The organism is Roseovarius sp. THAF9 (assembly GCF_009363715.1).
Classification (GTDB): domain Bacteria; phylum Pseudomonadota; class Alphaproteobacteria; order Rhodobacterales; family Rhodobacteraceae; genus Roseovarius.
On the sequence record NZ_CP045404.1, the window covers coordinates 697,512 to 723,827 of the forward strand.

Consider the following 26,316-nt stretch of genomic DNA (forward strand, 5'->3'; position numbering starts at 1 on the left):
ATGGCTAAGAAAGCAATGATCGAACGCGAGAAGAAGCGTCAGCGCCTGGTGAAGCAATACGCCGCCAAGCGGGCCGCTTTGAAAGCGATCATCAACGATCAGGAAAAGCCGATGGAAGAGCGCTTCCGGGCCTCCCTGAAACTGGCGCAACTGCCGCGCAACAGCTCGGCCACCCGCCTGCATAACCGCTGCCAGCTGACCGGCCGGCCGCATGCCTATTACCGCAAGCTGAAGATCAGCCGGATCGCTCTGCGCGACCTTGGCTCGTCGGGTCAGCTTCCCGGTATGGTCAAGTCGAGCTGGTAAGGAGGGATATGAGATGAACGATCCTATCGGCGATATGCTCACCCGCCTGCGGAACGCAGGTATGCGTGGCAAGTCCACCGTCATGGTCCCCGCTTCCAAGATGCGCGTGCGCGTTCTGGATGTGCTGGCCGACGAAGGCTACATCCGTGGCTACGAAAGCGCCACGGACGACAAGGGCCACCCGGCCCTCGAAGTGAGCCTGAAGTATTTCGAAGGCGCCCCCGTGATCCGCGAGATGAAGCGGGTCTCCAAGCCCGGCCGCCGGGTTTACATGGGCGTCAATGACATCCCGTCGGTCCGTCAGGGCCTGGGCGTGTCGATTGTCTCCACCTCCAAGGGTGTGATGTCGGATGCGAACGCGCGCAGCCAGAACGTTGGCGGCGAAGTGCTTTGCACGGTATTCTAAGGAGGCCTGTGTAATGTCTCGTATCGGTAAACAACCCGTGGCCTTGCCCGATGGCGTTTCCGCCACCGTTTCGGGCCAGACCATCGAGGTCAAAGGCCCCAAGGCGACCAAGAGCTTCACGGCGACCGACGACGTGTCGATCCAAGTGGGCGAGGGCGCCATCACGGTGACGCCGCGCGGCAAGTCCAAGCGCGCCCGTCAGCAGTGGGGCATGACCCGCACCATCGTCGCCAACCTGGTGCACGGCTCGCGCGAGCCGTTCAAGCAGGAGCTGGAGATCCGCGGCGTGGGCTACCGGGCTCAGATGCAGGGGAACATCCTGAAGCTGAACCTCGGCCTGAGCCACGATGTGGATTTCGAAGTTCCGGAAGGTGTGACTGTCACGGCCCCCAAGCCCACCGAACTGGTGATCGAGGGCCATGACAAGCAACTCGTCGGTCAGGTCGCGGCCAATATCCGCGACTGGCGGCGCCCCGAGCCCTACAAGGGCAAAGGCATCCGCTACAAGGGCGAGTACATCTTCCAGAAGGAAGGCAAGAAGAAGTAAGGACGCGAGAAAATGGCAAACAGCAAGAGACAACTGTTCCAGAAACGCCGCATGCGCGTCCGGAGCAAACTTCGCAAGGTCAATGCCGGCCGTCCCCGTCTTTCGGTGCACCGTTCGTCCAAGAACATGAGCGTGCAGCTGATCGACGATCTGAACGGCGTGACCCTGGCCTCGGCCTCGACCCTGGAAAAGGACCTGGGCTTTGTCGGCAAGAACACGTTGGAAGCGGCCGCCAAGATCGGCGCGACCATCGCGGAACGCGCCAAGAAAGCAGGCGTGACCGAAGCGCAGTTCGACCGTGGTGGGTTCCTCTTCCACGGCCGGATCAAGGCGCTGGCCGATGCCGCCCGTGAGGGTGGCCTGAAGATCTAAGTGTAGAGGCCCCGGATCGTGTCCGGGGCCTCTCGATGATCCGGGCGCCGGGCCTGATCCGGTGCACCAGGGTTGAACAGACTGGGCTTGAGAGGCCCGCCATGAAAGGACGCCGAGAATGGCAAGAGATGACAATCGCCGTGGGGGTCGCGATCGCGACGAAACCCCGGAATTCGCCGATCGCCTGGTTGCGATCAATCGTGTTTCGAAAACCGTGAAGGGTGGTAAGCGCTTCGGCTTCGCCGCGCTCGTCGTTGTGGGCGACCAAAAGGGCCGGGTTGGCTTTGGCAAGGGCAAGGCCAAGGAGGTCCCCGAGGCCATCCGCAAGGCGACCGAGCAGGCCAAGCGCCAGATGATCCGCGTGCCGCTGCGCGAAGGCCGCACGCTGCACCACGACATGGAAGGTCGCTGGGGCGCCGGCAAGGTCGTCATGCGGACCGCGCCGACCGGTACCGGTATCATCGCCGGTGGTCCGATGCGGGCCGTGTTCGAGATGCTGGGCGTGCAGGACGTTGTTGCGAAGTCCACGGGCTCGCAGAACCCCTACAACATGATCCGCGCCACCCTGAACGGCCTGCAAAAGGAAAGCAGCCCGCGCATGGTCGCACAGCGTCGCGGCAAGAAGGTCGCCGACATCCTGCCCAAGCGTGACGAGGCCCCGGCCGAGTCGTCCCACGTCGCAGAGGAGGCGTAAACCATGGCAAAGACCATCGTCGTCAAGCAGGTGGGCTCGCCCATCCGCCGCCCCGAGATCCAGCGCAAGACGCTGATCGGGCTGGGCCTGAATAAGATGCACCGGACCCGCGAGCTGGAAGACACGCCGTCGGTCCGTGGCATGATCAACAAGATCCCGCACCTTGTGGAGATCGTTGAAGAGAAGGGCTGAGGCCCCGGTGGGTTTTTACCCACCCTATGGAAATAACGCCCCGGTCAGGGATGGCCGGGGTGTTTTTTGTCTTAGGAGTCAAAGTGTATTTTTATCCAGCGAGAAACGCTTCCGAGCCTATTATGCTCACCTGCAGCCGAAATTCTTTTGAAAATTGATAACAGTACGTTCACTAACTCGCGTGATCTAATTCATCGATCATCGTGTGATCATAACCAACGTCGAGCAGTAGGGTCTTCACCCATTGTTCCATTTCATTTTGAGAAGGCAAACCTCCATTTGTTCTTATGAATTTATCAGCTTCAAGTTTAAGTGCTGTCCGAATTTGAGACTCAATTTCTGAGTTGCTGCTCTTGAGAAGGCGGCTTAGGCCGGTTGCATCGCGATCTACAACAACCGTATCTTCATCGATTTCCGCGGAAAGAAGCTGCAATTCTGGCAGTTCCACGTCAAATCCGCCGGGCGCGCTTTCGTTGCGAATTAGTTTCGCCAATTCAAGGTCGACACCATACGAAAGAGTAACTGTTCCGTACGCGAGTGTTTGATCTTCGCCAAAGAAAGTTTCGCTGTCGTCTCGGGTCACGATTGAGTTTGTGACTATCCGTTGTGTCGTGAGCTTGGCCACTGTTTCGCTTCGGATCAACTGCGCGGCACCAGAAAAGGTGGGAGGGCCGAAAACCGCATTGAAAGCAAGTGCTCCGCATGCGCCTACCGCGATGGCGCAAACCGAAAGACCGTACCAACGAAGCTTACTTGCCATCGGTTTCATCTAAATTGGAACAAACCGAAGTATTGCAAAGACTGCGACGACCACCAAAAGAATAGAAAGTAACTTCACCTGAAGCGCTCCCAGTACGACATATCGCTCCTAACCTAGACGCTGAGTTCTCTCTAGTTAATACTTCATGAATATTTCTTATTCGAACTGGAAAAAAGCTAAAACAAGAGTTCACACCCTAGCCGACCAGCGCGCATCCCAACGTCTTGCGCAGCGCCTCGGTCAACTCGTCCACCGTTTCCGTCGCCACGTACATGCCGCCCGTCTGATCCGAAATGCAGCGCGCGATTGAGGAGCCGTCTTTGTAGATCCTGGCCTCGGGGCTGTCCCAGGCGAAGGGGTCGGGCACCACGCGGAAGCCGATGACGTGGACGGTGAGGTTGGCGGAGGTGGCGGCAAGCTCGGCCCCGAGCGCACAGGGGCGACCGCCGCAGGTTTCGTTGCCGTCGGTCACCAGCACGATGATGCCCGGCGTGGTGGTGTGGTTCAGAACGCGGGCGGCCTCGGCCACGGCTTCGGTCAGGGGCGTCAGGCCGGCTGGGTCCATCAGGTCGAGGGCGTTGATGATGGGCTGTGCCGCGTCCGCGACCGGCGGGAACTTGAGGTTGATGCCATCGCAGGAGCCTTCGGGGCCGGGACCATAGGTCAGAAGGCCCACGCGGCGCATCGGCGCGATCTGGGGCAGGGCGCGGCGCAGGGCGGTGCGGGCGTCCTCGATCCGGGTGGGGGCGGTCTGGTCGAACCCGACCTCTGCCATGGAGGCCGAGCCGTCAAAAACCAGCATCGCGTCGCGGCTGCAGTCCTGCGCCACGGCCCGCGGCACGACAGGAAGCGTGCAGGCCAGTGCAGTAAGCGTTGTCAGCAGGGCGCGTTTCATATTCAGATGAGACATCGCGGCGGGTCTGAAATCAAGGCTGGCCCTTTTTAGGAGATACAGGATGTTCGTTAAGACGTTGGAAGACGTGATCGGTACCGAGGACCATGCCAAGGGCGAGGCCTTTGAAAGCAGGCGGCTTTTGCTGGCCCGGGATGATCTGGGCTATTCGTTTCACGACACGATCGTGAAGGCCGGGACCGTGCAGCTCTTGGAATACAAGGACCACGTTGAGGCTAATTACTGTATCGAGGGAAAGGGCGAGGTGGAGAACGAGACCACCGGCGAGGTCTGGCCGCTGGAGCCGGGCGTGATGTACGTGCTGGACCAGAACGATCCGCATATCGTGCGGGCGGAGACCAACCTGCGATTCATCTGCATTTTCACGCCTGCCTTGACGGGCCGCGAGGATCAGGACAAGACCGAGGCGGCACCCGATCCGGAGTGATGATGCGCGTCAATCACACAGGCGCGTATAGCTTTCGCGGCTGAAATCATAGCGTGAATTGATGCCATAGGGTGACGTGTAAACATCTGATTTTTCGGTCGGTTCACAAGTTTCGTCGCCCAGGCGGCAATTGGGACGGATCTCGGTGCGGGAGACCTGGCATAACACCTGTTCTTGGGTGCGAGGGGCCGCCGCTGTATCCTGGTCGAGGTCCATTTCGGTGAGGTCGACAAGGTGGCCGGCCTTGCGCCCGATACCGCGCGTCTCAAACGTGAGCGGGTTGTCGAGGTGGAGGGTCTTCTGGCCGGCGAAGCTTTCCTCGGCGCTGTGCCAGACCGTGCCGTAATCGAAACGCACGCGGTAGGTTCCGGGAGGGACGAGAACGCGGAAGAAGACGCCGCCGCGGATATAGGCGGCAAGCGCCGGGGTGGCGGTTTCGGTGTCTGTCAACGTGACGATATAGTCCGCGCCGGGCGGGCTTTTGACCTGCAAAGGAAAGGTGAGGGGCAGGCCGGTGCGGTTCCACATCAGGCCGGGATCGGGCCGTTCGTCAGCGGCGAGGACGGTGCCGGACGAAAGGAAGGCAAGGGCGGTGAGGACAAGAACGACGCGCATGTGATGAATGTAGGGGCGGGCGGCCGGAAGGGCAAAAGCTGTCTGGCGACTCGAGCGTTAACGCCGCGAGAACGCCGAAAGCCATGTCGGTATTGCGTCGGTATCCCCAGCCGTATCGCGACGGAGCCTTTGTTGGGGCCCTTCCGATTAACGGGCCGAGCTGTGGTGGTGGCCGAAGAGGTGATCTTCGAGCAGCCCATAGCTTTGGCAACGAAGTGCCGGCTGGCCTGTTACGGGGGATGTCCGACCGGCGCGACCCGGTGCCGGAGCCGCAGTCGCAGCGGTTGGTTTTCGTGGTCAACCAGGGCGCTGGGCTGGACGAAATGAACCCGGACAATAACTCGGCCCGTCCTGAGAGCGCGGTCGAGAGCCCGGTTTTGCCACAATTTCCTCGGAGACTCTCCCTATGCATCTCTCATTAGCCGGACATTGAAATCAGTACCTTGGGAATTCTAATGGCGATCGGGCCTGAGCCAGACCCGCGTTTTGCGGTAACGCTGGACTGACCCGAGCAAAGGCAAACGGGCAATGGCGACCTTATATAACCTGATCGAGGTCACGAGCATCAGTGCGGGCACGACCTATTCGGAGGAGAATGGGAACCTGCTTGGCGTCGTCGACGGTGCCAGCGGATCGAGCATCACGCGATCAGCGCCGCGTCGTTGGCGCGAAATCTGCATGTGCGCCCAATCCGCATCGCGGCCGTGGCGCTGGGGCGGGGCCTGCCCGAGGCGCGCGCAAAGCGTCGCGCTTGCGATGTTGGGTGCCAGCCGTAATGCGGCCAAGGGCGATGGTCCCGCGCGGCTGTTCGCGTAGGGCGGACGGGGCCGGTGGCTGGTGGAGCAGCATCTAAAGGACGCGCGGGCGTTCGCCTGAGGGGATTCGGTATTTGAGGAGGGCATGGCGGGGTTTCACCCACCCTACGGGCCTATTCGTCTGCGGGGGGCCTGTTGGGGTTCGCGGAGATCACCCCGAAATCCTTGGAGGCCGAGCCGCCACCGGCGATGCTGAAATACCCTTCGGCGGCCAATCCGCGCTTGAGCAACTCGCGCACGGCGGCGGCCCGGCTGGGCATGTGAGCCTTGAACCGCCAATCGTCAAGCGCCTTGAGCTCGTCCTCCGAGATCATGACTTGTAACCTTTCCAGGCGTTTGGAACTGGAATTGGGCATGCGTGCGTCCTTACGGGATCTCGGCGATCGACCTAGGTCTATCCTCAAGCCAATCAAGCTGCGTCAGTTACTCAAGATACGCAATTTTTGCACATAACTCTACTTGAGAAATGTTGTCATATTAAGACAATGAAACCATTGGTAAAATTCCGGGAGGTGGTTATATGCTGTCTTATGAAAGCACATTCCGAAAATGACGTTCAAAGTTTAGTTTCCCGACCGGACGCGCAACCGGACGCTGAAAGCGACGGCAGCATTGCAGCCGTCGCCGCGCCGCCGGGCGCGCCCGGCCATGGTGTGCTGCGGCGGGTCCTGGTGGTCGAGGATGATCCGTTGATCGGCGAGGACATCGCCTGCACGCTGGACGAATGCGGGTTCAGCGTGGTTGGCCGGGTGCAGACGCTGGGCGACGCGATGCAGTTTGTACAGGATCGTGCCGGGCAGTTGGACTGCGTCGTGTTGGATATCGACCTTGGCGGACAAAGTTGCCAACCGCTGGTGGCGTTGCTGGAGACGCAGAAAGTGCCCTATGCGCTGATCACGGCCCACAGCCAGGATGTGGTGCACGAACTGGGGTTCAAGGCCCCCGTGATCGAGAAACCATTCCAGACGGCGCACTTGTCGACGCAGCTTTCGGGGCTGTTTCCGCAAGAGCGGCCAGAGGCCTGACGCGGGCGGGGACATCGCCCCTTGATCGGTCGGCGCAACGGGTCTATACGCCCCCGGTGGTCAGACATGACCCGATTCACATGAACCAAGACATGCCGTGGTTGGCCCTATCGCTTCGGGGGTCACATCCGGCTTAGGAGAAGCGACATGAAACTGAATGAACTGCGCGACAACGAAGGCGCGACCAAACGCAAGAAACGTATCGGCCGTGGCCCCGGCTCTGGCATGGGCAAGACCGGTGGCCGTGGTATCAAGGGTCAGAAATCCCGTTCGGGCGTGGCGATCAACGGCTATGAAGGCGGTCAGATGCCGCTTTATCAACGGCTGCCCAAGCGTGGCTTCAACAAGCCGAACCGCAAGAAATTCGCCGTCGTGAACCTGGGCATGATCCAGAAATTCGTCGACGCCAAGAAGATCGACGCAGGGTCCACCATCACCGAGGACACGCTGGTGGAAAGCGGCCTGGTGCGCCGCAAGCTGGACGGCATCCGCGTTCTGGCCAAGGGCGAGGTCTCGTCCAAGCTGACGCTGGACGTCACCGGTGCTTCGAAATCGGCGGTCGACGCGGTCGAGAAAGCCGGTGGTTCGCTGAACGTGGCGAGCGCAAAGGCGGCTGAATAAGAGGTTGTGAGCGGGCGTCTCGCCCCTTACATACACCCCTAGTTTTCCTTATAAACGCCGCCTGGCCGGAAAACGGCCTAGGCGGCGTTTGCATAAAAAAGAGATCCGCATGGTATCTGCAGCAGAACAAATGGCGGCGAACACGAGCTGGTCCGCCCTGGGCAAGGCCACCGAGCTTCGCAAGCGCATCTTCTTCACCATCGGCCTGCTTATCGTCTACCGGATCGGGACATATATCCCGGTGCCGGGCATCGACGGGGCAGAGCTGCGCAACTTCATGGAAGGCGCGGCATCGTCGATCGGCGGGATGCTGTCGATGTTCACCGGCGGGGCGCTGGGGCGGATGGGTGTCTTTGCGCTGGGGATCATGCCCTATATCTCGGCCTCGATCATCGTGCAGCTGATGACGGCGATGGTGCCGGCATTGGAGCAGCTGAAGAAAGAGGGCGAGCAGGGGCGCAAGAAGATCAACCAGTACACGCGCTATGGCACGGTGTTCCTGGCCACACTGCAATCCTATGGTCTGGCCGCGTCGTTGCAGGCGGGGGATCTGGCCTCGGATCCCGGGTTCTTCTTTATCGCAAGCTGCATGATCACGCTGGTCGGCGGCACGATGTTCCTGATGTGGCTGGGCGAGCAGATCACCGCCCGCGGCGTGGGCAACGGTATCTCGCTGATCATCTTCGTGGGCATCATCGCCGAAGTGCCTGCCGCGCTGGCGCAGTTCTTTGCCAGCGGCCGGTCGGGCGCGATCAGCCCGGCGGTGATCATCGGCGTAATCGTGATGGTCGTGGCGACGATCGCCTTCGTGGTGTTCATGGAGCGCAGCCTGCGCAAGATCCACATCCAGTATCCGCGCCGGCAGGTGGGGATGAAGGTCTATGACGGCGGGTCGAGCCACCTGCCCGTCAAGGTGAACCCGTCGGGCGTGATCCCGGCGATCTTCGCCTCGTCGCTGCTGCTGTTGCCGGCCACGGTCAGCACCTTTTCGGGCAGCGACACGGGGCCGTTCATGTCGACCCTGCTGGCCTATTTCGGGCCCGGGCAGCCGCTTTACCTGGTGTTCTTCACGGTGATGATCGTGTTCTTTGCCTACTTCTACACCTACAACGTGGCCTTCAAGCCCGATGACGTGGCCGACAACCTGAAGAACCAGAACGGGTTCGTGCCCGGCATCCGCCCCGGCAAGAAGACGGCGGAGTATCTGGAATATGTGGTGACGCGGGTCCTGGTGCTGGGCTCAGCTTACCTTGCGGCAGTTTGTCTCCTCCCGGAGATCCTGCGTGGACAGTTCGCCATACCTTTCTATTTTGGCGGCACTTCGGTCCTGATCGTGGTATCGGTGACCATGGACACGATCCAGCAGGTCCAGTCGCATCTTCTGGCGCACCAGTACGAGGGCCTGATCGAGAAGTCGCAGTTGAGCGGCAAGGGCCGTAAACGGTCGCGCAGAAAAGGGACAGGACGTCGATGAATATCATACTTCTCGGACCGCCGGGGGCCGGTAAAGGCACGCAAGCGCATATCCTCGTGGAAGAGCGGGGCATGACCCAGCTGTCGACGGGCGACATGCTGCGCGAGGCCAAGGACAGCGGCACCGAGATGGGCAAGATCGTGGCCGACGTGATGGCCCGCGGCGACCTTGTGACGGATGATATCGTGATCGGTCTGATCCGCGAGAAGATCAACGGCGACAAGGGGGGCGGTTTCATCTTTGACGGCTTCCCCCGGACGCTGGCCCAGGCCGACGCGCTGGCCGAATTGCTGGCCGAAACGGGCGAGACGCTGGATGCGGTCGTCGAAATGCGGGTCGATGACGAGGCGCTGGTGCAGCGCATCACGGCACGCTCGACCTGTGGCGGGTGCGGTGCGGTCTATAACGACATCACGAAGCCCTGGCCCGAGGATGGCAAATGTGCCAATTGCGGCTCGACCGACGTGAAGCGCCGGGCGGATGACAACGAGGACAGCCTCAAGCAGCGGCTGATGGAATACTACAAGAAGACCTCGCCGCTGATCGGGTATTACTATGCCAAGGGCGATCTGAAAACGATCGACGGGCTGGGTGAGATTGACGAGGTCAAGGCGGCGATTGCGGGCGCGTTGGAAGGCTGAACGCCGCCTGTGCGCCCATGCAAAATGGCCTTTAAACCTTGAGGTTTTGCCGATGCGCACAATTCTCTTGACAGAGGGTTGACGCCTCGGGCGTTTGCTTCTAGACGACACCATCTCTGACGAGAACATGATTCCCGCGCGGGTCGCGCCCGTGCTCGAATCGATCACCTGAATTCAGCTGCGGCCCGAAGCGTAACGCCTCGGGCCTACGTTGTGAAAAAAGGGTCTGGAGCTACGGACCCGCAACGAAAGGACATGACACGTGGCACGTATCGCCGGCGTTAACATCCCGACCCACAAACGGGTCCCGATCGCCCTGACCTACATCACCGGAATCGGCCAATCCTCGGCCAAGGCCATCTGCGAGGCCGTCAATATCGACCTGACCCGCCGGGTCAACGAGCTGAGCGACACCGAAGTGGTCGCCATGCGCGAGCATATCGACGCCAACTACATGGTCGAAGGCGACCTGCGCCGTGAAGTGCAGATGAACGTCAAACGCCTGATGGACCTTGGCTGCTATCGCGGCCTGCGCCACCGCCGGAACCTGCCGGTTCGCGGCCAGCGCACCCATACCAACGCACGCACGCGCAAAGGCCCCGCGAAGGCCATTGCCGGCAAGAAGAAGTAAGGGAGGGCTGACAGAATGGCACGAGATACCCGCCGGACCAAGAAGAAGGTCTCCAAGAATATTGCCACGGGCGTGGCGCATGTGAACAGCTCGTTCAACAACACCAAGATCCTGATCTCGGACGTGCAGGGCAACGCGATCGCGTGGTCCTCGGCCGGCACGATGGGCTTCAAGGGGTCGCGCAAGTCGACGCCCTATGCTGCCCAGATGGCCGCCGAAGATGCCGGCCGCAAGGCGCAGGAACATGGCATGAAGACGCTGGAAGTCGAAGTGCAGGGGCCCGGGTCGGGCCGCGAGAGCGCGCTGCGTGCGCTGGCTGCCGTCGGCTTCAACATCACGTCGATCCGCGACGTGACGCCGATTGCCCACAATGGTTGCCGCCCGCCGAAGCGTCGCCGCGTCTAAGACCGATTTTCTGGGTGGGGCCGCGTGAATTTTCACGGCCCCATTCCGTTATTTTGAAACCTCGAGCGTCTCGGAGGCCTGTGGACATGGGGCCGGGGACAAGGATGGAGGGACCGCATGATCCACAAGAATTGGGCAGAATTGATCAAGCCGACGCAGCTTGAGGTGAAGCCGGGCAACGACCCGCTGCGCCAGGCGACCGTCGTGGCCGAACCGCTGGAGCGTGGCTTTGGCCTGACGATGGGCAACGCGCTGCGCCGCGTGCTGCTGTCGAGCCTTCAGGGTGCGGCGATCACCAGCGTGCAGATCGACAACGTGCTGCATGAGTTTTCCAGCATCGCCGGTGTTCGTGAAGACGTGACAGATGTGGTGCTGAACCTCAAGGGTGTCGCGATCCGCATGGAAGTCGAAGGGCCCAAGCGCCTGTCGATCTCGGCCAAGGGGCCGGGCGTAGTGACCGCCGGCGACATCGCCGACAGCGCGGGCATCGAGATCCTGAACAAGGAACACGTGATCTGCCACCTCGACGAAGGCGCGGACCTGTTCATGGAGCTGACCGTGAACCAGGGCAAGGGTTATGTCGCCGCCGACAAGAACAAGCCGGAAGACGCGCCGATCGGCCTGATCGCCATCGACGCGATCTATTCGCCGGTGGTGAAGGTCAGCTATGACGTGCAGCCCACGCGCGAAGGCCAGGTTCTGGACTATGACAAGCTGACGATGAAGCTGACGACCGATGGCTCGCTGACGCCGGAAGACGCCGTGGCCTTTGCCGCGCGTATCCTGCAGGACCAGCTGTCGATCTTCGTAAACTTCGAAGAGCCGGAGTCGGCGCAGCGTCAGGACGACGACGACGGGCTGGAATTCAACCCGCTGCTGCTGAAGAAAGTGGACGAGCTGGAGTTGTCGGTGCGGTCGGCGAACTGCCTGAAGAACGACAACATCGTCTATATCGGCGATCTGATCCAGAAGACCGAAGCCGAGATGCTGCGCACGCCGAACTTTGGCCGCAAGTCCTTGAACGAAATCAAGGAAGTGCTGTCGGGCATGGGTCTGCACCTTGGCATGGATGTCGAGGACTGGCCGCCGGATAACATCGAAGATCTGGCGAAGAAGTTCGAGGATCAGTTCTGAGACAAGGTGGGATGAAATCCCACCCTACGTAGGGTGGGTTTCAAACCCACCCTCGGGCGCAACGCCCCAAGGAGAGCCGGTGACACGCATCGCCGGTCGGACAAAGCAAAACAGCCCGTAGAGGGCACCAAATGGAGTAAGAAACATGCGTCACGCACGAGGCTACCGCCGCCTGAACCGCACCCACGAGCACCGCAAGGCGCTGTGGGCGAACATGGCCGGCTCGCTGATTGAACACGAACAGATCAAGACCACTCTGCCGAAAGCCAAGGAGCTGAAGCGGGTCATCGACAAGCTGGTCACGCTGGGCAAGCGCGGGGACGTTCACGCCCGCCGCCAAGCCGCCGCGCAACTGAAGCAGGACATGCATGTCGCCAAGCTGTTCGACGTGCTGGGCCCGCGTTACAAGGAGCGCCAGGGCGGGTACGTCCGCGTGCTGAAGGCCGGTTTCCGCTATGGTGACATGGCGCCCATGGCGATCATCGAATTCGTCGAGCGCGACCGCGACGCCAAGGGTGCCGCCGACAAGGCCCGCGTTGCCGCAGAGGACATGGACGGCGAGGCGTAAGCCCCTGTTTCTGCCGACTGGAAACAGAAACGCCGCCGGGGACAACCGGCGGCGTTTTTCGTTGTCGTCGATGTTGCGCGATCAGGCGCTTTCAAGCTCTTTCTTGACCAGCTTCTCGATCTCGTCGACGGGATGACCCGCGAGGTTCTTGGGGATCTCGCTGACCACTTTCGACGTGACCTCCTTGTGCATGTCGTCGCGTAGATGGCCCAGCACCTTTGGCGCGGCGACGAGAATCAGGCGGTCATATTCGCCTTTGTGCGCGGCGTCGTAGAGGATATCCGACAGGTCGGCGGCGAAGCGCTCCTTTTGCAGTTCGTGCCAGTCAGTGTCATCCATCGCCGACATCTGCTGAACCCCGGTGTCCTGCATCCGGCCGGGGCGGTTGGCCGATTGCTCGATATCCGAGGGGTTTTCCTGCTCCTCGGTGTCCATGACCTCGAGGTTGGGGTCTTGGTGGTCGGTGAGGTTGCGCAGGAAAAGCGCCTTTTCGCTGTCGGTCACCACGACCCATGTGCCTTGCTTGAGTTCAGTCATCGCGTTTCTCCTTGCCGGTGCCGTGATGGCCGCCGAGATTGCCTTCGCCCTTTTCGTCTTCCTTGGTGACGCGGGTCGCGCCGGCGTCGTCATTCGTTGCGCGTTTGAGCGAGTCGCGCGTGCCGACCTTGCGTTCGAGATTGCCGTCGGCGCGGCCTTGCTGGTCGGGGGTGGGGACGTCTTCGACGAACTCTTCGGTTTCGCTTTTGCCGTCCTTCGATCTGTATCGTTCAGCCATGGTGGTACCTCCTGTCTGGAAAACGCCGCGTGGGGCGGCGGGTTCCATCGGGCGATGCGGTTGTCGGGGGCGGGAGCGAGGGGCCAGCCCCTCGCGCTCCCCGGAGTATTTCGGGAACGATGAAGGGCGGGGCTTGGATGCTTGCATCAAGGGCGCTGGGGGCGCATATCACGGGGTATGGTGAAATGGATATATGCCCTAGTCCTGTCCGTAACGCTGGCGGTGCCGGCGGAGGCGGAGATGCGCGTGCCCAAGAGCCAGGGCGAGATCAGCATGGGCTTTGTGCCCGTGGTGAAGGAGGCAGCCCCCGCGGTGGTGAACATCTATGCCAGGCGGGTGGTGAACACGCGGTCGAGCCCGTTCCGGGGAGATCCGTTCTTCGAGGACTTCTTTCGCGATTTCGGCGGGCCAAGGCAGCGGGTGGAGAACTCGCTGGGATCGGGCGTGATCCTGAGCGCGGACGGGATCGTGGTGTCGAATTACCACGTGGTGGGGATGGCGACGGACATTCGCGTGGTGCTGAACGACCGGCGGGAATTCGAGGCGCGGGTGCTTTTGTCGGACGAGGAGAGCGACCTTGCGGTTCTGAAGCTGGAGGGCGCGGCAGACATGCCGGCGCTGGAGTTGCGCGACAGTGACACGGTCGAGGTGGGAGAGCTGGTGCTGGCGATCGGCAACCCGTTTGGCGTTGGACAGACGGTGACCAGCGGGATCGTGTCGGGGCTGGCGCGGTCGGGGGCGGCCACGGGCAATGCACGGGGGTATTTCATCCAGACGGACGCGCCGATCAACCCCGGCAATTCGGGCGGGGCGCTGGTTGATATTCGTGGCCGGCTGGTGGGGATCAATACGCGGATCCTGAGCCGATCGGGTGGGTCGAACGGGATCGGGTTTGCCATTCCTGCCGCTCTGGTGGCGCAATTCGTGGCGCAGGCAGAGGCGGGAAACACCGTGTTCGAGCGGCCCTGGGCCGGGATCAGCGGCCAGCCGGTGACGGCGGACATGGCCGAGGGGATGGGCCTGAATGTGCCGGGCGGGATCATCATTTCGCAGCTTCATCCCGCGAGCCCGTTTGCCGAGGCCGGATTCGAGGCGGGCGACGTGATCACCGCAGTGGACGGGCAGGCGGTGAATGCCGCGCCGGAGATGATTTACCGGATGTCGGTGGCCGGAATCGGCGGCGAGACGCGGGTGACGCGGGTGCGGGACGGCGTGGCAGAGGATGTGGTCCTGAGGCTGGGGGCCGCGCCGGAGGAGCCGCCGCGGGAGGTGACCGAGACCGGGGCGCGGAGCGTGATCCCGGGGATGGTGCTGGGCAATATCAACCCTGCCGTCATTGCAGAACTGGGCCTGCCGCTGATGGCGGACGGTGTCGTGGTATTGGAGCCGGGGCGTGCCGGATTGCGGGCCGGGTTGCGGCAGGGGGACATCCTGCGAGGGATCAATGGCGTAGCCGTCGAGGCCCCCGGCATGGTCGAGCCGCTGCTGGAGGCAAGCGGACGGTGGCTGAGCCTCGACGTGCAGCGGGGCACGCAGCGCAGCACGCTGCGATTCAGGCTGTAGCCATGGGAGATCTGTTCGATACCGGCGCGAGTGCAAGCGACGACAAGGCGCATGACAGCGCGCCGCGCCCGTTGGCCGACCGTTTGCGGCCCAGGGCGCTGGCCGAGGTGATCGGGCAGGAGAAGGTGATCGGGCCGGATGGGCCGCTGGGTGTGATGCTGGCCTCGGGCAGCCTGACGTCGCTGGTGTTCTGGGGGCCGCCGGGGGTGGGCAAGACCACCATCGCGCGGCTGCTGGCGGATGAGACGGACCTGCATTTCGTGCAGATCAGCGCGATCTTTTCCGGCGTGCCGGAGCTGCGCAAGGTGTTCGACGCGGCCAAGCACCGGCGGGCAAACGGGCAGGGGACTCTGCTGTTCGTGGACGAGATACACCGTTTCAACAAGGCGCAGCAGGACGGGTTTCTGCCGCATATGGAGGACGGGACGATCCTGCTGGTGGGAGCCACCACCGAGAATCCGAGTTTCGAGCTGAACGCGGCCTTGCTGAGCCGGTCGCAGGTTCTTGTGCTGGAGCGGCTGACCCTGGCGGAGCTGGAGCGGCTGGCGCAACGGGCGGAAAAGGAGCTGGACCGGGCGCTGCCCCTGGACGGCGAAGCGCGCGAGGCGCTGCTGGAGATGGCGGACGGGGACGGGCGCGCGCTGCTGAACCTGATCGAGCAGGTGGCGGCGTGGAAGACCGATGCGAAGCTGGATACCAATGCCCTGACGGCGCGGCTGATGAAGCGGGCGGCGCAGTACGACAAGTCGGGCGACGCGCATTACAACCTGATATCCGCGCTGCACAAGTCGGTGCGCGGGTCGGACCCGGATGCGGCGCTCTACTGGTTGGCGCGGATGCTGGACGGGGGCGAGGACCCGCGATACCTGGCGCGGCGGATCACGCGGATGGCGGTGGAGGATATTGGCCTCGCCGATCCGCAGGCGCAGGCGGTGTGCCTGCAATCGTGGGAAACCTACGAGCGGCTGGGCAGCCCGGAAGGTGAGCTGGCACTGGCGCAGGCGGTGACCTATCTGGCGCTGGCGCCGAAGTCGAACGCGGCCTATGTGGCCTACAAGGCGGCGATGCGGGCCGCGAAGAAGACCGGCAGCGAGCCGCCGCCCAAGCACATCCTGAACGCGCCTACAGGACTGATGAAGGAGCAGGGATACGGATCGGGCTATGCCTATGACCACGATGCCGAGGATGCGTTTTCTGGGCAGAATTACTTTCCCGACACGATGGAGCGGCCCGAGTTGTACAAGCCGGTCGAGCGCGGGTTCGAGCGGGAATTGGGCAAGCGGGTGGCCTATTTCGCCAAGCTTCGGGCGCGCAAAGACGACGCGGGGGGCTAGACGATTCCCACGCGGCGATTGTTGCCGGTGCGCGGAAATGTCGTTTTTTGAACAGTCGGTCATTAACCCGCGTCAGGGCGCGAAAACGCCTTGATTGCAAGCGGTTCAACAGTGCTGGCTAGCGTTTTGAACGTGCGAAAAAATTTCGTGATCCGCCATATGAAGGCTGGAAGCGACATTTTTTTCGTGTTTTGGTAACATCATGTCGTAAATGAGCCGCCCGTTCAGGGGAAACGACGCAAAGCTGCTTCGAAGGGCCGCGAAAGATGGCCTGGGAACAGAATAGTCATAGGGAGACATCATGACTGATATCAAAGATCAACTTCTGCTGGATCGACTGGCAGACGCGGCCCGCGAAGGGAAGATCTCGCGCCGGTCGTTCATGCACTACGCCGCCGCCGCGGGTCTGACCACCACGGCTGCGACCGGCCTGTGGACCGGCGCCGCGAAGGCGCAGCCCGCCAAGGGCGGCACGTTCCGCCTTGGCATGCACGACGGTAACACGTCGGACACGCACGACCCCGGTACTTACGTGACCTTCTCGATGATCCAGGTGGCGCACACCTACCGATCCTACCTGACGCTGATCGAGCCCGATGGCTCGCTCGGGCCGGACCTGGCCAGCGAGTGGAGCGCGAGCCCGGATGCGAAAGAATGGACCTTTAAGATCAACGACAACGCCACGTTCCACAGCGGCAACAAGGTGACGGCGAACGACGTGATCGCGTCGATGAACCACCACCGCGGCGAAGAGACGACCTCGGCGGCGAAGGCGCTGCTGTCGGATGTCGAGGAGCTTATCGACAACGGTGACAACTCGGTCACCTTCGTGCTGGCTTCGGGCAATGCCGACCTGCCGTGGCTGATGACCGACTATCACCTGGCGATCGTACCGGCGAACGAGGACGGGTCGGCAAACTGGCAGTCGGGCGACGGTTCCGGCCCCTACAAGATGGAAGAGGCCGAGTTTGGCGTGCGCTACAGCCTGACCCGTCACGAGGGCTGGCATCTGGAAGGCGCCTACTTCGATGACCTGCAACTGATCGTTCTGAACGACCCGAACGCGCGTCAGACGGCGCTGGTTACGGGCGACGTGGACGCGGTGACGCAGCTGGAGCTGAAGACGCTGTCGCTGTTGCAACGCGACCCCAACATCGAGATCGACGACGTGCCGTCGGCGGCGGCCATCACCATGCCGATGCTGTGTGACACGGCACCGTTCGACAATGTGGACGTGCGCAACGCGCTGAAGCTGGCGCTGAACCGGGATGAGCTGATCGAGAAGATCGCGTTCGGTGCGGCCACCAAGGCGAACGATTTCCACCATTCGCCCGCGATGCCGTACTTTCCGGAAGGCATCGAGCAGCGTGAATACGATCCCGATCAGGCGAAATCGCTGCTGAAGAAAGCCGGCGCCGAGGACCTGACGGTGAACCTGAGCGTGGCCGACTCGGTCTTCTCGGGCGCGGTGGACATGTGTGTTCTTTACGCCGAGCATGCCAAGGCCGCGGGCATCACGATCAACGTCAACCGCGAGCCGAACGACGGTTACTATTCCGACGTGTGGCTGAAAAAGCCGTGGTGCGCGGTGCAGTGGGGCGCGCGTCCGACACCGGACGTGATGTATTCGCTGGCCTACAAGGACGACGCGGCCTGGAACGAGAGCCGGTGGCAGAACGAACGGTTCAACGAACTGCTGCTGCAGGCCAAGGCCGAGCTGGACGATGCCAAGCGCGCGGAAATGTACCGCGAGATGGCGATCCTGGCGAAGGACGATGGCGGTACCGTCATCCCGTTCTTCCCGAACTTCGTCTACGCGCGTCGCAAGAACGTGCAGCACGGCGAGAACCTTGCACCCAGCTGGCAGATGGACGGCGCGCGCGCCTGCAGCCGCTGGTGGTTCGCCGACGCATAAGAGGTTTTGCCCCGGTACCAAGGTGCCGGGGCAAACTTTTGGAGGGGGCGGGACACCGCCCCGTCCGGGCCGACGGGACGGCCAATAAAGCGCAGCAATAGCGCATGGGGCACGTCACACCGTCATAACATAATAAGCTGTGCGGATGCGGCCCGGGGACGGGCAAGGCGGACGCCCAACAGCAGGAGGGACATATGGGAGACATCTTAACGCTTGTCGGCAAGCGTCTCGGTCTCGGATTGATCATCCTATTGGTGATCTCGTTGATAATCTTCTTCATGGTCGAGCTGCTGCCCGGTGACATCGCGCAAGCGGTGCTGGGGCAGTCGGCGACACCGGAGAACCTTGCGGCGCTGCGCAGGGAAATGGGCCTCGACCAGCCCGCGATCGTCAGATACCTGGCTTGGCTGAGCGATGCCGTTACCCTGGATTTCGGTAGCTCCATCGTGACCGACGCGCGGGTGACCGAGATCATCGGCGAGCGGTTCATGAACACGCTGTTCCTTGCGGCCTATGCGGCAGTGATCGCGGTGCCGGTGTCGATCATCCTCGGCGTGATCGTGGCGCTGTTGCGCAACTCGATCTTCGATCGGGTGGCGAACGTCGTCTCATTGTCCTTCATCTCGTCGCCGGAATTCTTCCTGGGCTACATCCTGATCCTCTATTTCGCGGTCAAGTGGGGCATGTTCCCGGCCATCGCGAGCCTGAGCGAGGGGATGAGTTTCCTCGATCTGCTGGAACGCACCTTCCTGCCAGCGCTGACGCTGGTGCTGGTGGTCATGGCGCACATGATGCGGATGACCCGCGCGGCGATCATCAACCTGCTCGCCAGCCCCTATATCGAGATGGCGCGCCTGAAGGGCGCACCGCCCTGGCGGGTGATCGTGAAACACGCGCTGCCCAACGCCTGGGCGCCGATCATCAACGTGGTCGCGCTGAACCTCGCGTACCTGATCACCGGCGTGGTGCTGGTGGAGGTGGTGTTCGTCTATCCGGGCATCGGCCAGGCGCTGGTGGACGCGGTTTCGAAACGCGACTTCCCCGTAGTGCAGGCCTGCTGCCTGATCTTCGCGGCGACCTTCATTCTTCTCAACCTTGCGGCCGACGTTGGTGCGATCCTCACCAACCCGCGTCTGCGGCACCCGAAATAAGGAGGGCGGACCATGGTATTTGTAATCCTCTACTTCGCCCTGCTGCTCCTGCTGTCATGCGGGGCGGCCTATTACAATCAGCGGTCGGCGTTCCTGCTGCTGTTCTCGCTGACGCTGGTGTCGCTGGTGCTTGCGATCATCGGGGGCATTCCGGCGCTGCGCTTCGTGGCGATTGCCGCGGGACTGCTGCTGGCGGCGGGCATGATGTCCTACGCGTTCCGCGAGTTCCTGACGGCGCTGGCGAGCGACGAGATGGCCAAGGAGCTGCGCACCGCGCCGCTGACCGCGGCCTTCGGGATGTTCGTGATCTTCGTCGTGGCGATCATGGGCATCTTCGCCCCGGCCATCGCGCCGCATGGCGAGGCCGAGATCATCAGCCAGGCCTTCGCGCCGCCGGACAACAACATGCTGCTTGGCGCCGACCAGCTGGGCCGGGACATGTTCAGCCGTATCATCTATGGCGCGCGGAACACCGTGGCGCTGGCGCTGTGCGGCACGGTGCTTGCGTTCATCCTGGGCGCGATGGCGGGCCTGTTGGCGGCCACGAAAGGCGGGTTCTTTGACGGCACGATGGGCCGGATCGCGGACGTGATCATGTCGATCCCGTCGCTGATCTTTGCGCTGCTGATGCTGTCGATCTTCGGCGGGTCGCTGGCCGCGCCTTCGACCAGCTTCTGGCTGCTCTTTGGATTTGCCGTGGTCGTGGGGGCGCTGTTCCTCATGGCGGCGGCGTATTCGGCGATCAGCTGGGTGGTCGGCGCCGCGATTGTCGCCGGTGTGGCCTTTGCCTTTGCGCTGGCGGGCACGTCGCTGTTCGACGCCTCCGAGATCATCCTGATCCTTGTGGTCGCGATCATCTACTCGCCGCGGGTCTTCCGCCTGACGCGGGCGGTCGCGGGCAACGTGGTGGTGATGGACTATATCGAGGCCGCCAAGCTGCGCGGTGAAAAGAACTGGTACCTGATCCGGCGGGAGATCCTGCCGAATTCGACCGCGCCGCTGGTGGCGGAGTTCGGGCTGGAGTTCTGCTTCGTGTTCCTGCTGATCGCGGGGCTCAGCTTCCTTGGGCTTGGCATCCAGCCGCCCACGGCGGACTGGGGGTCGATGGTGCGGGAGAACGCGACGCTGATCTCGTTTGGTGAGATCACGCCGCTTATTCCGGCCGCGTCCATCGCGCTGTTGACCGTGGCGGTCAACTTCGTGGTGGACTGGATGCTGCACCGGTCCTCGGGCTTGAAGGAGTAAAACGACATGGGCTTGAAAAAAACAGATGTCCTTCTGAAAATCCGGGACCTGAAGATCCAGGGCTACTCGGACGAAACCTGGGTCGACATCATCAAGGGTGTCGACCTGACCCTGCATCGCGGCGAGGTGATGGGCCTGATCGGGGAATCCGGGGCGGGCAAATCCACCATCGGCGCGGCGGCGATGGGCTATGCCCGCGACGGCACGCGGATCGTGGAGGGCTCGTCGATCGAGTTCGACGGGATCGAGCTGACCACGTCGTCGGAGGCCGAGAAACGGGCGCTGCGCGGATCGCGCATCGCCTATGTGGCCCAGTCGGCGGCGGCGTCGTTCAACCCAGCGCACAAGCTGATCGACCAGCACACCGAGGCGCCGGTGCAGTACCGCATCAAGAAGCGGCTGGAGGCGCAGGAGGACGCGGTCGAGCTGTATGAGCGGTTGCGCCTGCCCAATCCGGGCGAGATCGGATTTCGGTATCCGCACCAGGTGTCGGGCGGCCAGTTGCAGCGGGCGATGACGGCGATGGCCATGTCGTGCCGGCCCGACCTGATCATCTTTGACGAGCCGACGACGGCCTTGGACGTGACCACCCAGATCGAGGTGCTGGCGGCGATCCGCGATATCGTGGATCAGTTCAACACTGCGGCGATCTACATCACGCACGATTTGGCCGTGGTTGCGCAGATGGCCGACACGATCAAGGTGCTGCTGAAGGGCGAGGAGGTTGAGGAAGCGCCGACCGACCAGATGCTGGAAAATCCGCAGGAGGATTACACCAAGTCGCTTTGGGCGGTGCGCAGCTTTACCAGCCCGCAGAAGCATCGCCCGACGGATGGCACGCCACCGCTGATTTCGGTCAAGAACGTGGATGCGTCTTACTCCAACGGGCCCAAGATCCTCGATGACGTGTCGTTCGACATCTACGAGGGGATGACGGTGGCCGTGGTGGGCGAATCCGGGTCGGGCAAGTCCACGACAGCGCGGGTGATCACCGGGCTGTTGCCGCCCTCGAAAGGCGAGGTTCTGTTCAAGGGCGAGCCCTTCCCGGCAAGTTACAAGGACCGCTCGAAGGACCAGTTGCGGCAGTGCCAGATGATCTATCAGATGGCCGATACCGCATTGAACCCGAAGGTGCAGATCTCGGAGATCATCGGGCGGCCGGCGCAGTTCTATTCGGGTCTGAAGGGCACGGCGCTGAAGACCCGTGTCGATGAATTGTTGGACCTGATCGAACTGGAGCCGTCGAAATACTACAACCGGTATCCGCCCGAGCTGTCGGGTGGGCAGAAACAGCGGATCGGGATTGCCCGGGCGCTGGCGGCGGAACCCACCTTTATCGTCTGTGACGAGGTGACCTCGGCGCTGGACCAGCTGGTGGCGGAAGGCATCCTGCGGCTGCTGGACCGGCTGCAGAACGAGTTGAACTTGGCCTATATGTTCATCACGCACGACCTTGCCACGGTGCGGTCGATCGCCGACGAGGTGGTGGTGATGCAGAACGGGCAGGTGGTGGAGCAGGGGCCGAAGGACGACATGTTCACGCCGCCGCACCACCCCTATACCGACCTGTTGCTGAGCTCGGTGCCGGAGATGGATCCGAACTGGCTGACGACGCTCTTGGAAGAGCGCGGCGTCGACAATATCGGCGACGCGGCCACGGCCAAGATCGACCCGGACGACGACAAGGTCGAGGGCACGCAGGTCTGAGCCTGGCGGTCAGCAACAAAAAACGGCGCCCCGGAGACAGGGCGCCGTTTTCTTTTGATGAATTCGTAAGGTGCGTTAGCCGGTGATGGCCATGCCCGACAGGACCATCGCGCCGACGATCAGGGCGTAGACGATTACCACGGCCTGCCACGTGGCGCTGTGGGCCTGCAATTCGCGGATCAGTTGGTCACGGTTCATGGCGGGTATCCTTTTCAGAGACGCCAAAGGCGCTAAACGAGTCTCACGTTCAACGCCGAAGGGATTGGTCGAGATGTTCTGGTGTGGCGCGGGCGCCGGGGTGTCGGGTTAGCTGATGATGGCGGAGGCCGACAGGATCAGCGTACCGACGAGGATACCGTACACAAGAACCACCGACTGCCAGGTGGCACTATGCATACGAAGTTCCCGGTTCAATTCATCGCGGGTCATGTTTGGCCTCCTTTGGCTAGCGGTCGCTCAAGCGGAACAGGTCGTTTGCTCCTACAATCCATCTAGTCAAAAATTATGGCGGCGCAATCCAAATTCGTTTCGGATTCTATGAAAATTTTGCATAGCCGATCTGGCCGCAGGACATGGCTGCGGGGGTTCTGGAAAGATATAATGTTTTCAAACTCTTGCGCGGGTGCGCTCCGCGCAAGGAAATTTTGGTCAGGCGGTGCCCTGTAGCGGCATTACCACAAGATCGCCTTCCTGCCGGGCCTTCATGGCCAGTGCGGCGGCATGAGCGGCGGCGGCAGTCGTGTAATAAGGGATCTTGTCGTAGAGCGCAACCGAGCGAATCTCGCGGCTGTCTTCGACGGCTTGTATACCCTCGGTTGTGTTCATGACAAGGCTGATCTGCCCGTCCTTGAGCATGTCGACCACGTCGGGGCGGCCCTCGTAGACCTTGTTGACGACCTCGCAGGCGATGTCGTGGCCTTCGAGAAAGGCCGCGGTGCCGCGGGTGGCGACGATGGCAAAACCCAGATCGACAAGAACCTGTGCGGTCTCGACCAGTTGGGGCGTCTTGTCGTCGTCCTTGATCGAGAAGAAGACCTTGCCACCTTCGGGGAACTCGACGCCCGCGCCCATCTGGGCCTTGAGGAAGGCGCGGGGGAAGGAGACGTCCCAGCCCATGACCTCGCCCGTCGAGCGCATTTCAGGGCCGAGGATCGTGTCGACGCCGGGGAAGCGGGCGAAGGGCATCACCGCCTCCTTGACCGAGAACCACGGCATCGCGGGATCTGCTAGCGTCATCTGGTCGGCCATGGGCAGGGTGCCGGGCTTGGTATCCGACGGGTAGGCGCCGCGATGGGGGAAGGCCGAGAGCGGCTCGCCAGCCATGAGGCGCGCAGCGATGGAGGCGATGGCCGAGTCCGTGGCCTTGGCGACGAAGGGGACCGTGCGGCTGGCGCGGGGGTTCACCTCGATCAGGTAGATATCGTCGCCCTGGACGGCGAATTGGACGTTCATCAGGCCGACCACGTTCAGCGCCTTGGCGAGCGCGCGGGTCTGGGCGTCGATCTCGTCGATGATGGGCTGGGGCAGGGTGTGAGGCGGCAGGCAGCAGGCGCTGTCGCCCGAGTGCACGCCGGCCTCTTCGATATGTTGCAGGATGCCGGCGACATGGACGTTTTCACCGTCCGAGAGCGCGTCGACGTCGCATTCGATGGCGCCCGAGAGGTAGCCGTCGAGCAGAACGGGGCTGTCGCCCGAGACGATGACGGCCTCGTTGATGTAGCGCTCCAGTTGGCCCATGTCGCGGACGATTTCCATGGCGCGGCCGCCCAGCACGTAGGAAGGGCGGATTACAAGCGGGAAGCCGATTTCCTCGGCGATGGCCAGCGCCTCGGCATCGGAATGGGCGATGCCGTTCTTGGGCTGCTTGAGGTTCAGCTGGTTCACTAGCGCCTGGAACCGCTCGCGGTCTTCGGCAAGGTCGATGGCGTCGGGCGTGGTGCCGAGGATCGGGATGCCCTCGGCCTCGAGGTCGTTGGCGAGTTTGAGGGGTGTCTGGCCGCCGAACTGGACGATCACACCGTGCAGCGTGCCGTTCTCCTGCTCGACGCGCAGGATTTCCATCACGTGCTCGAAGGTCAGCGGCTCGAAATAGAGCCGGTCGGAGGTGTCGTAGTCGGTCGAGACCGTTTCGGGGTTGCAGTTGACCATGATGGTCTCATAGCCGGCATCCGTCAGCGCGAAACAGGCGTGACAGCAGCAATAGTCGAACTCGATCCCCTGGCCGATGCGGTTGGGGCCGCCGCCGAGGATGACGACCTTCTTGCGGTCGGAGGGGCGCGCCTCGCATTCCACCTCGCCCATCATGGGGGCTTCGTATGTGGAGTACATGTAAGGCGTCTGGGCCTCGAATTCGGCGGCGCAGGTGTCGATGCGCTTGAACACGGCGACGACGCCTTGCGCGTGGCGGGCGCGGCGCACGTCGGCCTCGGTAAAGCCGGTGAGCTTGGCGAGGCGGGCGTCGGTGAAGCCCATCATCTTCAGGCGGCGCAGACCCTTTTCGTCGGCGGGCAGGCCGTCCTGCCGCACGGCATCCTCGGCCTCGACGATTTCGCGGATGCGGGCGAGGAACCACGGGTCGAACTTGGTGGCGGCGAAGATCTCGTCATCGGTCAGACCGTGGCGCATGGCCTGGGCGATGGTGCGCATCCGGTCCGGGGTCTGCTGGCTGATCGCCTTGATGACGGCGGTCTTTTCCGGCGCGCCGTCGATTTCGATCTCGTCAAAGCCAGTCAGGCCGGATTCCATCGAGGCCAGCGCCTTTTGCATCGATTCGTGGATGGTGCGGCCGATGGACATCGCCTCGCCCACGGACTTCATCGCGGTGGTGAGGTGAGGCTCGGAGCCGGGGAATTTCTCGAAGGCGAATTTCGGGATCTTGGTGACGACATAGTCGATGGTCGGCTCGAAGCTGGCCGGAGTCACCTTGGTGATGTCGTTGTCGAGCTCATCCAGCGTGTAGCCGACGGCCAGCTTGGCGGCGATTTTCGCAATCGGGAAGCCGGTGGCCTTGGACGCCAGCGCCGAGGAGCGGGAGACGCGGGGGTTCATCTCGATCACGACCATGCGGCCGTCGTCGGGGTTGATGGCCCATTGCACGTTGGAGCCACCGGTCTCGACCCCGATCTCGCGCAGGACGGCAATACTGCCGTTGCGCATGATCTGGTATTCCTTGTCCGTGAGCGTGAGGGCAGGCGCGACGGTGATGGAATCGCCGGTATGCACGCCCATCGGATCGACGTTTTCGATGGAGCAGACGATGATGGCGTTGTCGGCGCGGTCGCGCACGACCTCCATCTCGTATTCCTTCCAGCCCAGCAGCGACTCGTCGATCAGGATCTGGCTGACAGGCGAGGCGTCGAGGCCGGATTTGCAGTAATGTTCATAGTCGGCGCGGTTATAGGCCACGCCGCCGCCGGTGCCGCCCAGCGTGTAGGCGGGGCGGATGATCGCCGGAAGGCCCACATGTTCGAGGGCGGCCATGCATTCTTCCATGGTCTCGGCGATGGTGGCCTTGGGGTTTTCGATGCCCAGACGGTCCATCGCCTCGCGGAAAAGCTTGCGGTCCTCGGCCATTTCGATCGCTTCGCGGTTGGCGCCGATCAGCTCGACGCCGAATTTCTCCAGCACGCCCATGTCAGCCACGGCGAGCGCCGTGTTGAGGCCGGTCTGGCCGCCCATCGTAGGCAGGAGCGCGTCGGGGCGTTCCTTTTCGATGATGCGGGCGACCACTTCGGGGGTGATGGGTTCGATATAAGTGGCGTCGGCGAGGCCCGGATCGGTCATGATCGTGGCGGGGTTGGAGTTGACGAGGATGACGCGGTAGCCTTCCTCGCGCAGGGCCTTGCAGGCCTGTGCGCCGGAATAGTCGAACTCGCAGGCCTGCCCGATGATGATGGGGCCGGCACCGATGATCATGATCGATTTGATATCGGTTCTTTTCGGCATGTGATCCCCCGGTGCGGCGCAAATTGTTGGCCTTATATTCATTACGCGGGACAGCGCAAGGGGCATCGGTCTTTGCACGCAGTGCGACGTATTTGGCAGTGCACTCCGGGCCGCGATTGCATAGATATCCAGCCA

Annotated in this window: 31 protein-coding genes; 22 read left to right on the top strand and 9 right to left on the bottom strand. The window is 62.5% G+C overall.

Going from position 1 to position 26,316, the window contains the following annotated elements; translation table 11 throughout:
* From rpsN to rpmD, 6 genes are all read left to right on the top strand, one after another.
* Window positions 1–306 (top strand): 30S ribosomal protein S14, encoded by a 306-nt coding sequence (gene rpsN / locus FIU86_RS03500; protein ID WP_152473800.1) that lies wholly within the window; start codon window positions 1–3, stop codon window positions 304–306.
* A gap of 13 nt (window positions 307–319) precedes the next feature.
* A complete protein-coding gene (gene rpsH / locus FIU86_RS03505; RefSeq protein WP_103762149.1) occupies window positions 320–712 on the top strand; it encodes a 30S ribosomal protein S8 in 393 nt (130 codons plus the stop codon).
* 13 nt (window positions 713–725) lie between these two features.
* Window positions 726–1,259 carry a 50S ribosomal protein L6 gene (gene rplF, locus FIU86_RS03510; protein WP_152473801.1) on the top strand — a complete coding sequence of 178 codons (534 nt, stop codon included), beginning with the start codon at window positions 726–728 and terminating at the stop codon, window positions 1,257–1,259.
* A gap of 12 nt (window positions 1,260–1,271) precedes the next feature.
* The gene (gene rplR, locus FIU86_RS03515; RefSeq protein ID WP_152473802.1) at window positions 1,272–1,631 is read left to right on the top strand and encodes a 50S ribosomal protein L18; all 360 of its coding nucleotides are present in this window, start codon (window positions 1,272–1,274) and stop codon (window positions 1,629–1,631) included.
* 118 nt (window positions 1,632–1,749) lie between these two features.
* Window positions 1,750–2,325, top strand: coding sequence for a 30S ribosomal protein S5 (rpsE, locus tag FIU86_RS03520; RefSeq protein WP_057795007.1), 576 nt, complete (start codon window positions 1,750–1,752; stop codon window positions 2,323–2,325).
* A 3-nt stretch (window positions 2,326–2,328) separates the two neighbouring features.
* Window positions 2,329–2,517, top strand: a complete 189-nt coding sequence (gene rpmD, locus FIU86_RS03525; protein ID WP_057795009.1) for a 50S ribosomal protein L30 — start codon at window positions 2,329–2,331, stop codon at window positions 2,515–2,517.
* A 172-nt stretch (window positions 2,518–2,689) separates the two neighbouring features.
* Here rpmD and FIU86_RS03530 read toward each other — a convergent pair whose 3' ends face one another.
* Both FIU86_RS03530 and FIU86_RS03535 read right to left on the bottom strand, forming a co-directional pair.
* Complete coding sequence (locus tag FIU86_RS03530; RefSeq protein WP_172977418.1) at window positions 2,690–3,277, bottom strand: DUF4230 domain-containing protein; 588 nt, start codon at window positions 3,275–3,277, stop codon at window positions 2,690–2,692.
* 196 nt (window positions 3,278–3,473) lie between these two features.
* Entirely contained in the window at window positions 3,474–4,187 is a 714-nt protein-coding gene (locus tag FIU86_RS03535) for a VWA domain-containing protein (RefSeq protein ID WP_254703928.1), read from the bottom strand.
* A 46-nt stretch (window positions 4,188–4,233) separates the two neighbouring features.
* Here FIU86_RS03535 and FIU86_RS03540 point away from each other — a divergent pair, with 46 nt between their 5' ends.
* Window positions 4,234–4,617, top strand: a complete 384-nt coding sequence (locus tag FIU86_RS03540) for an ectoine synthase (protein ID WP_152473804.1) — start codon at window positions 4,234–4,236, stop codon at window positions 4,615–4,617.
* 9 nt (window positions 4,618–4,626) lie between these two features.
* On the opposite strand, the gene FIU86_RS22685 is transcribed toward FIU86_RS03540, so the two are convergent.
* A complete protein-coding gene (locus FIU86_RS22685) occupies window positions 4,627–5,232 on the bottom strand; it encodes a hypothetical protein (RefSeq protein WP_216647199.1) in 606 nt (201 codons plus the stop codon).
* A gap of 528 nt (window positions 5,233–5,760) precedes the next feature.
* On the opposite strand from FIU86_RS22685, the gene FIU86_RS03550 reads away from it, so the two are divergent.
* On the top strand, window positions 5,761–6,048 hold the full coding sequence (locus FIU86_RS03550; RefSeq protein WP_152473805.1) for a hypothetical protein: 288 nt from the start codon (window positions 5,761–5,763) through the stop codon (window positions 6,046–6,048).
* Window positions 6,049–6,160: 112 nt separating this feature from the next.
* Here the strand turns inward: FIU86_RS03550 and FIU86_RS03555 are convergent, their stop codons facing one another.
* Complete coding sequence (locus tag FIU86_RS03555; protein WP_152473806.1) at window positions 6,161–6,403, bottom strand: hypothetical protein; 243 nt, start codon at window positions 6,401–6,403, stop codon at window positions 6,161–6,163.
* A 174-nt stretch (window positions 6,404–6,577) separates the two neighbouring features.
* On the opposite strand from FIU86_RS03555, the gene FIU86_RS03560 reads away from it, so the two are divergent.
* From FIU86_RS03560 to rplQ, 8 genes are all read left to right on the top strand, one after another.
* On the top strand, window positions 6,578–7,072 hold the full coding sequence (locus FIU86_RS03560) for a response regulator (RefSeq protein WP_172977419.1): 495 nt from the start codon (window positions 6,578–6,580) through the stop codon (window positions 7,070–7,072).
* A gap of 147 nt (window positions 7,073–7,219) precedes the next feature.
* Window positions 7,220–7,693, top strand: a complete 474-nt coding sequence (gene rplO / locus FIU86_RS03565) for a 50S ribosomal protein L15 (RefSeq protein ID WP_152473808.1) — start codon at window positions 7,220–7,222, stop codon at window positions 7,691–7,693.
* A 109-nt stretch (window positions 7,694–7,802) separates the two neighbouring features.
* A complete protein-coding gene (gene secY, locus FIU86_RS03570; protein WP_152473809.1) occupies window positions 7,803–9,167 on the top strand; it encodes a preprotein translocase subunit SecY in 1,365 nt (454 codons plus the stop codon).
* The gene (locus FIU86_RS03575) at window positions 9,164–9,808 is read left to right on the top strand and encodes an adenylate kinase (protein ID WP_152473810.1); all 645 of its coding nucleotides are present in this window, start codon (window positions 9,164–9,166) and stop codon (window positions 9,806–9,808) included. The genes secY and FIU86_RS03575 overlap by 4 nt, the downstream gene beginning before the upstream one ends.
* A gap of 262 nt (window positions 9,809–10,070) precedes the next feature.
* The gene (gene rpsM, locus FIU86_RS03580) at window positions 10,071–10,439 is read left to right on the top strand and encodes a 30S ribosomal protein S13 (RefSeq protein WP_103762161.1); all 369 of its coding nucleotides are present in this window, start codon (window positions 10,071–10,073) and stop codon (window positions 10,437–10,439) included.
* A gap of 15 nt (window positions 10,440–10,454) precedes the next feature.
* Window positions 10,455–10,844 carry a 30S ribosomal protein S11 gene (gene rpsK / locus FIU86_RS03585; RefSeq protein ID WP_007817184.1) on the top strand — a complete coding sequence of 130 codons (390 nt, stop codon included), beginning with the start codon at window positions 10,455–10,457 and terminating at the stop codon, window positions 10,842–10,844.
* Between the two features lie 117 nt (window positions 10,845–10,961).
* A complete protein-coding gene (locus FIU86_RS03590) occupies window positions 10,962–11,978 on the top strand; it encodes a DNA-directed RNA polymerase subunit alpha (RefSeq protein WP_057795023.1) in 1,017 nt (338 codons plus the stop codon).
* Between the two features lie 145 nt (window positions 11,979–12,123).
* Entirely contained in the window at window positions 12,124–12,546 is a 423-nt protein-coding gene (gene rplQ, locus FIU86_RS03595) for a 50S ribosomal protein L17 (RefSeq protein ID WP_152473811.1), read from the top strand.
* A gap of 81 nt (window positions 12,547–12,627) precedes the next feature.
* Here rplQ and FIU86_RS03600 read toward each other — a convergent pair whose 3' ends face one another.
* Together FIU86_RS03600 and FIU86_RS03605 are read right to left on the bottom strand one after the other, a co-directional pair.
* Window positions 12,628–13,083: a host attachment family protein gene (locus tag FIU86_RS03600; RefSeq protein ID WP_152473812.1), complete on the bottom strand. Its 456-nt coding sequence runs from the start codon at window positions 13,081–13,083 to the stop codon at window positions 12,628–12,630.
* Complete coding sequence (locus tag FIU86_RS03605; RefSeq protein ID WP_103762164.1) at window positions 13,076–13,321, bottom strand: hypothetical protein; 246 nt, start codon at window positions 13,319–13,321, stop codon at window positions 13,076–13,078. The genes FIU86_RS03600 and FIU86_RS03605 overlap by 8 nt, the downstream gene beginning before the upstream one ends.
* Window positions 13,322–13,498: 177 nt before the next feature.
* Here FIU86_RS03605 and FIU86_RS03610 point away from each other — a divergent pair, with 177 nt between their 5' ends.
* From FIU86_RS03610 to FIU86_RS03635, 6 genes are all read left to right on the top strand, one after another.
* Complete coding sequence (locus tag FIU86_RS03610) at window positions 13,499–14,884, top strand: trypsin-like peptidase domain-containing protein (protein WP_152473813.1); 1,386 nt, start codon at window positions 13,499–13,501, stop codon at window positions 14,882–14,884.
* Between the two features lie 2 nt (window positions 14,885–14,886).
* Window positions 14,887–16,218, top strand: a complete 1,332-nt coding sequence (locus FIU86_RS03615) for a replication-associated recombination protein A (RefSeq protein ID WP_152473814.1) — start codon at window positions 14,887–14,889, stop codon at window positions 16,216–16,218.
* A 301-nt stretch (window positions 16,219–16,519) separates the two neighbouring features.
* Window positions 16,520–18,133: an ABC transporter substrate-binding protein gene (locus FIU86_RS03620; RefSeq protein WP_152473815.1), complete on the top strand. Its 1,614-nt coding sequence runs from the start codon at window positions 16,520–16,522 to the stop codon at window positions 18,131–18,133.
* Window positions 18,134–18,327: 194 nt separating this feature from the next.
* Window positions 18,328–19,284 carry an ABC transporter permease gene (locus tag FIU86_RS03625; RefSeq protein WP_152473816.1) on the top strand — a complete coding sequence of 319 codons (957 nt, stop codon included), beginning with the start codon at window positions 18,328–18,330 and terminating at the stop codon, window positions 19,282–19,284.
* 12 nt (window positions 19,285–19,296) lie between these two features.
* Window positions 19,297–20,529: an ABC transporter permease gene (locus FIU86_RS03630; RefSeq protein WP_152473817.1), complete on the top strand. Its 1,233-nt coding sequence runs from the start codon at window positions 19,297–19,299 to the stop codon at window positions 20,527–20,529.
* Window positions 20,530–20,535: 6 nt separating this feature from the next.
* Window positions 20,536–22,236 (top strand): ABC transporter ATP-binding protein, encoded by a 1,701-nt coding sequence (locus FIU86_RS03635; RefSeq protein WP_152473818.1) that lies wholly within the window; start codon window positions 20,536–20,538, stop codon window positions 22,234–22,236.
* Between the two features lie 75 nt (window positions 22,237–22,311).
* Here the strand turns inward: FIU86_RS03635 and FIU86_RS22985 are convergent, their stop codons facing one another.
* From FIU86_RS22985 to carB, 3 genes are all read right to left on the bottom strand, one after another.
* Window positions 22,312–22,434, bottom strand: coding sequence for a hypothetical protein (locus tag FIU86_RS22985; RefSeq protein WP_302848757.1), 123 nt, complete (start codon window positions 22,432–22,434; stop codon window positions 22,312–22,314).
* 108 nt (window positions 22,435–22,542) lie between these two features.
* Window positions 22,543–22,665, bottom strand: coding sequence for a hypothetical protein (locus FIU86_RS22990; RefSeq protein ID WP_274592583.1), 123 nt, complete (start codon window positions 22,663–22,665; stop codon window positions 22,543–22,545).
* A 219-nt stretch (window positions 22,666–22,884) separates the two neighbouring features.
* A complete protein-coding gene (gene carB / locus FIU86_RS03640; protein ID WP_152473819.1) occupies window positions 22,885–26,181 on the bottom strand; it encodes a carbamoyl-phosphate synthase large subunit in 3,297 nt (1,098 codons plus the stop codon).
* Window positions 26,182–26,316 lie beyond the last annotated feature (135 nt).

Coding starts and splice junctions, on each gene's coding strand:
- rpsN (WP_152473800.1), top strand. CDS start 1: ATGGCTAAGAAAGCAATGATCGAACGCGAGAAGAAGCGTCAGCGCCTG.
- rpsH (WP_103762149.1), top strand. CDS start 320: ATGAACGATCCTATCGGCGATATGCTCACCCGCCTGCGGAACGCAGGT.
- rplF (WP_152473801.1), top strand. CDS start 726: ATGTCTCGTATCGGTAAACAACCCGTGGCCTTGCCCGATGGCGTTTCC.
- rplR (WP_152473802.1), top strand. CDS start 1,272: ATGGCAAACAGCAAGAGACAACTGTTCCAGAAACGCCGCATGCGCGTC.
- rpsE (WP_057795007.1), top strand. CDS start 1,750: ATGGCAAGAGATGACAATCGCCGTGGGGGTCGCGATCGCGACGAAACC.
- rpmD (WP_057795009.1), top strand. CDS start 2,329: ATGGCAAAGACCATCGTCGTCAAGCAGGTGGGCTCGCCCATCCGCCGC.
- FIU86_RS03530 (WP_172977418.1), bottom strand. CDS start 3,277: ATGGCAAGTAAGCTTCGTTGGTACGGTCTTTCGGTTTGCGCCATCGCG.
- FIU86_RS03535 (WP_254703928.1), bottom strand. CDS start 4,187: ATGTCTCATCTGAATATGAAACGCGCCCTGCTGACAACGCTTACTGCA.
- FIU86_RS03540 (WP_152473804.1), top strand. CDS start 4,234: ATGTTCGTTAAGACGTTGGAAGACGTGATCGGTACCGAGGACCATGCC.
- FIU86_RS22685 (WP_216647199.1), bottom strand. CDS start 5,232: ATGCGCGTCGTTCTTGTCCTCACCGCCCTTGCCTTCCTTTCGTCCGGC.
- FIU86_RS03550 (WP_152473805.1), top strand. CDS start 5,761: ATGGCGACCTTATATAACCTGATCGAGGTCACGAGCATCAGTGCGGGC.
- FIU86_RS03555 (WP_152473806.1), bottom strand. CDS start 6,403: ATGCCCAATTCCAGTTCCAAACGCCTGGAAAGGTTACAAGTCATGATC.
- FIU86_RS03560 (WP_172977419.1), top strand. CDS start 6,578: ATGAAAGCACATTCCGAAAATGACGTTCAAAGTTTAGTTTCCCGACCG.
- rplO (WP_152473808.1), top strand. CDS start 7,220: ATGAAACTGAATGAACTGCGCGACAACGAAGGCGCGACCAAACGCAAG.
- secY (WP_152473809.1), top strand. CDS start 7,803: ATGGTATCTGCAGCAGAACAAATGGCGGCGAACACGAGCTGGTCCGCC.
- FIU86_RS03575 (WP_152473810.1), top strand. CDS start 9,164: ATGAATATCATACTTCTCGGACCGCCGGGGGCCGGTAAAGGCACGCAA.
- rpsK (WP_007817184.1), top strand. CDS start 10,455: ATGGCACGAGATACCCGCCGGACCAAGAAGAAGGTCTCCAAGAATATT.
- FIU86_RS03590 (WP_057795023.1), top strand. CDS start 10,962: ATGATCCACAAGAATTGGGCAGAATTGATCAAGCCGACGCAGCTTGAG.
- rplQ (WP_152473811.1), top strand. CDS start 12,124: ATGCGTCACGCACGAGGCTACCGCCGCCTGAACCGCACCCACGAGCAC.
- FIU86_RS03600 (WP_152473812.1), bottom strand. CDS start 13,083: ATGACTGAACTCAAGCAAGGCACATGGGTCGTGGTGACCGACAGCGAA.
- FIU86_RS03605 (WP_103762164.1), bottom strand. CDS start 13,321: ATGGCTGAACGATACAGATCGAAGGACGGCAAAAGCGAAACCGAAGAG.
- FIU86_RS03610 (WP_152473813.1), top strand. CDS start 13,499: ATGGTGAAATGGATATATGCCCTAGTCCTGTCCGTAACGCTGGCGGTG.
- FIU86_RS03615 (WP_152473814.1), top strand. CDS start 14,887: ATGGGAGATCTGTTCGATACCGGCGCGAGTGCAAGCGACGACAAGGCG.
- FIU86_RS03620 (WP_152473815.1), top strand. CDS start 16,520: ATGACTGATATCAAAGATCAACTTCTGCTGGATCGACTGGCAGACGCG.
- FIU86_RS03625 (WP_152473816.1), top strand. CDS start 18,328: ATGGGAGACATCTTAACGCTTGTCGGCAAGCGTCTCGGTCTCGGATTG.
- FIU86_RS03630 (WP_152473817.1), top strand. CDS start 19,297: ATGGTATTTGTAATCCTCTACTTCGCCCTGCTGCTCCTGCTGTCATGC.
- FIU86_RS03635 (WP_152473818.1), top strand. CDS start 20,536: ATGGGCTTGAAAAAAACAGATGTCCTTCTGAAAATCCGGGACCTGAAG.
- FIU86_RS22985 (WP_302848757.1), bottom strand. CDS start 22,434: ATGAACCGTGACCAACTGATCCGCGAATTGCAGGCCCACAGCGCCACG.
- FIU86_RS22990 (WP_274592583.1), bottom strand. CDS start 22,665: ATGACCCGCGATGAATTGAACCGGGAACTTCGTATGCATAGTGCCACC.
- carB (WP_152473819.1), bottom strand. CDS start 26,181: ATGCCGAAAAGAACCGATATCAAATCGATCATGATCATCGGTGCCGGC.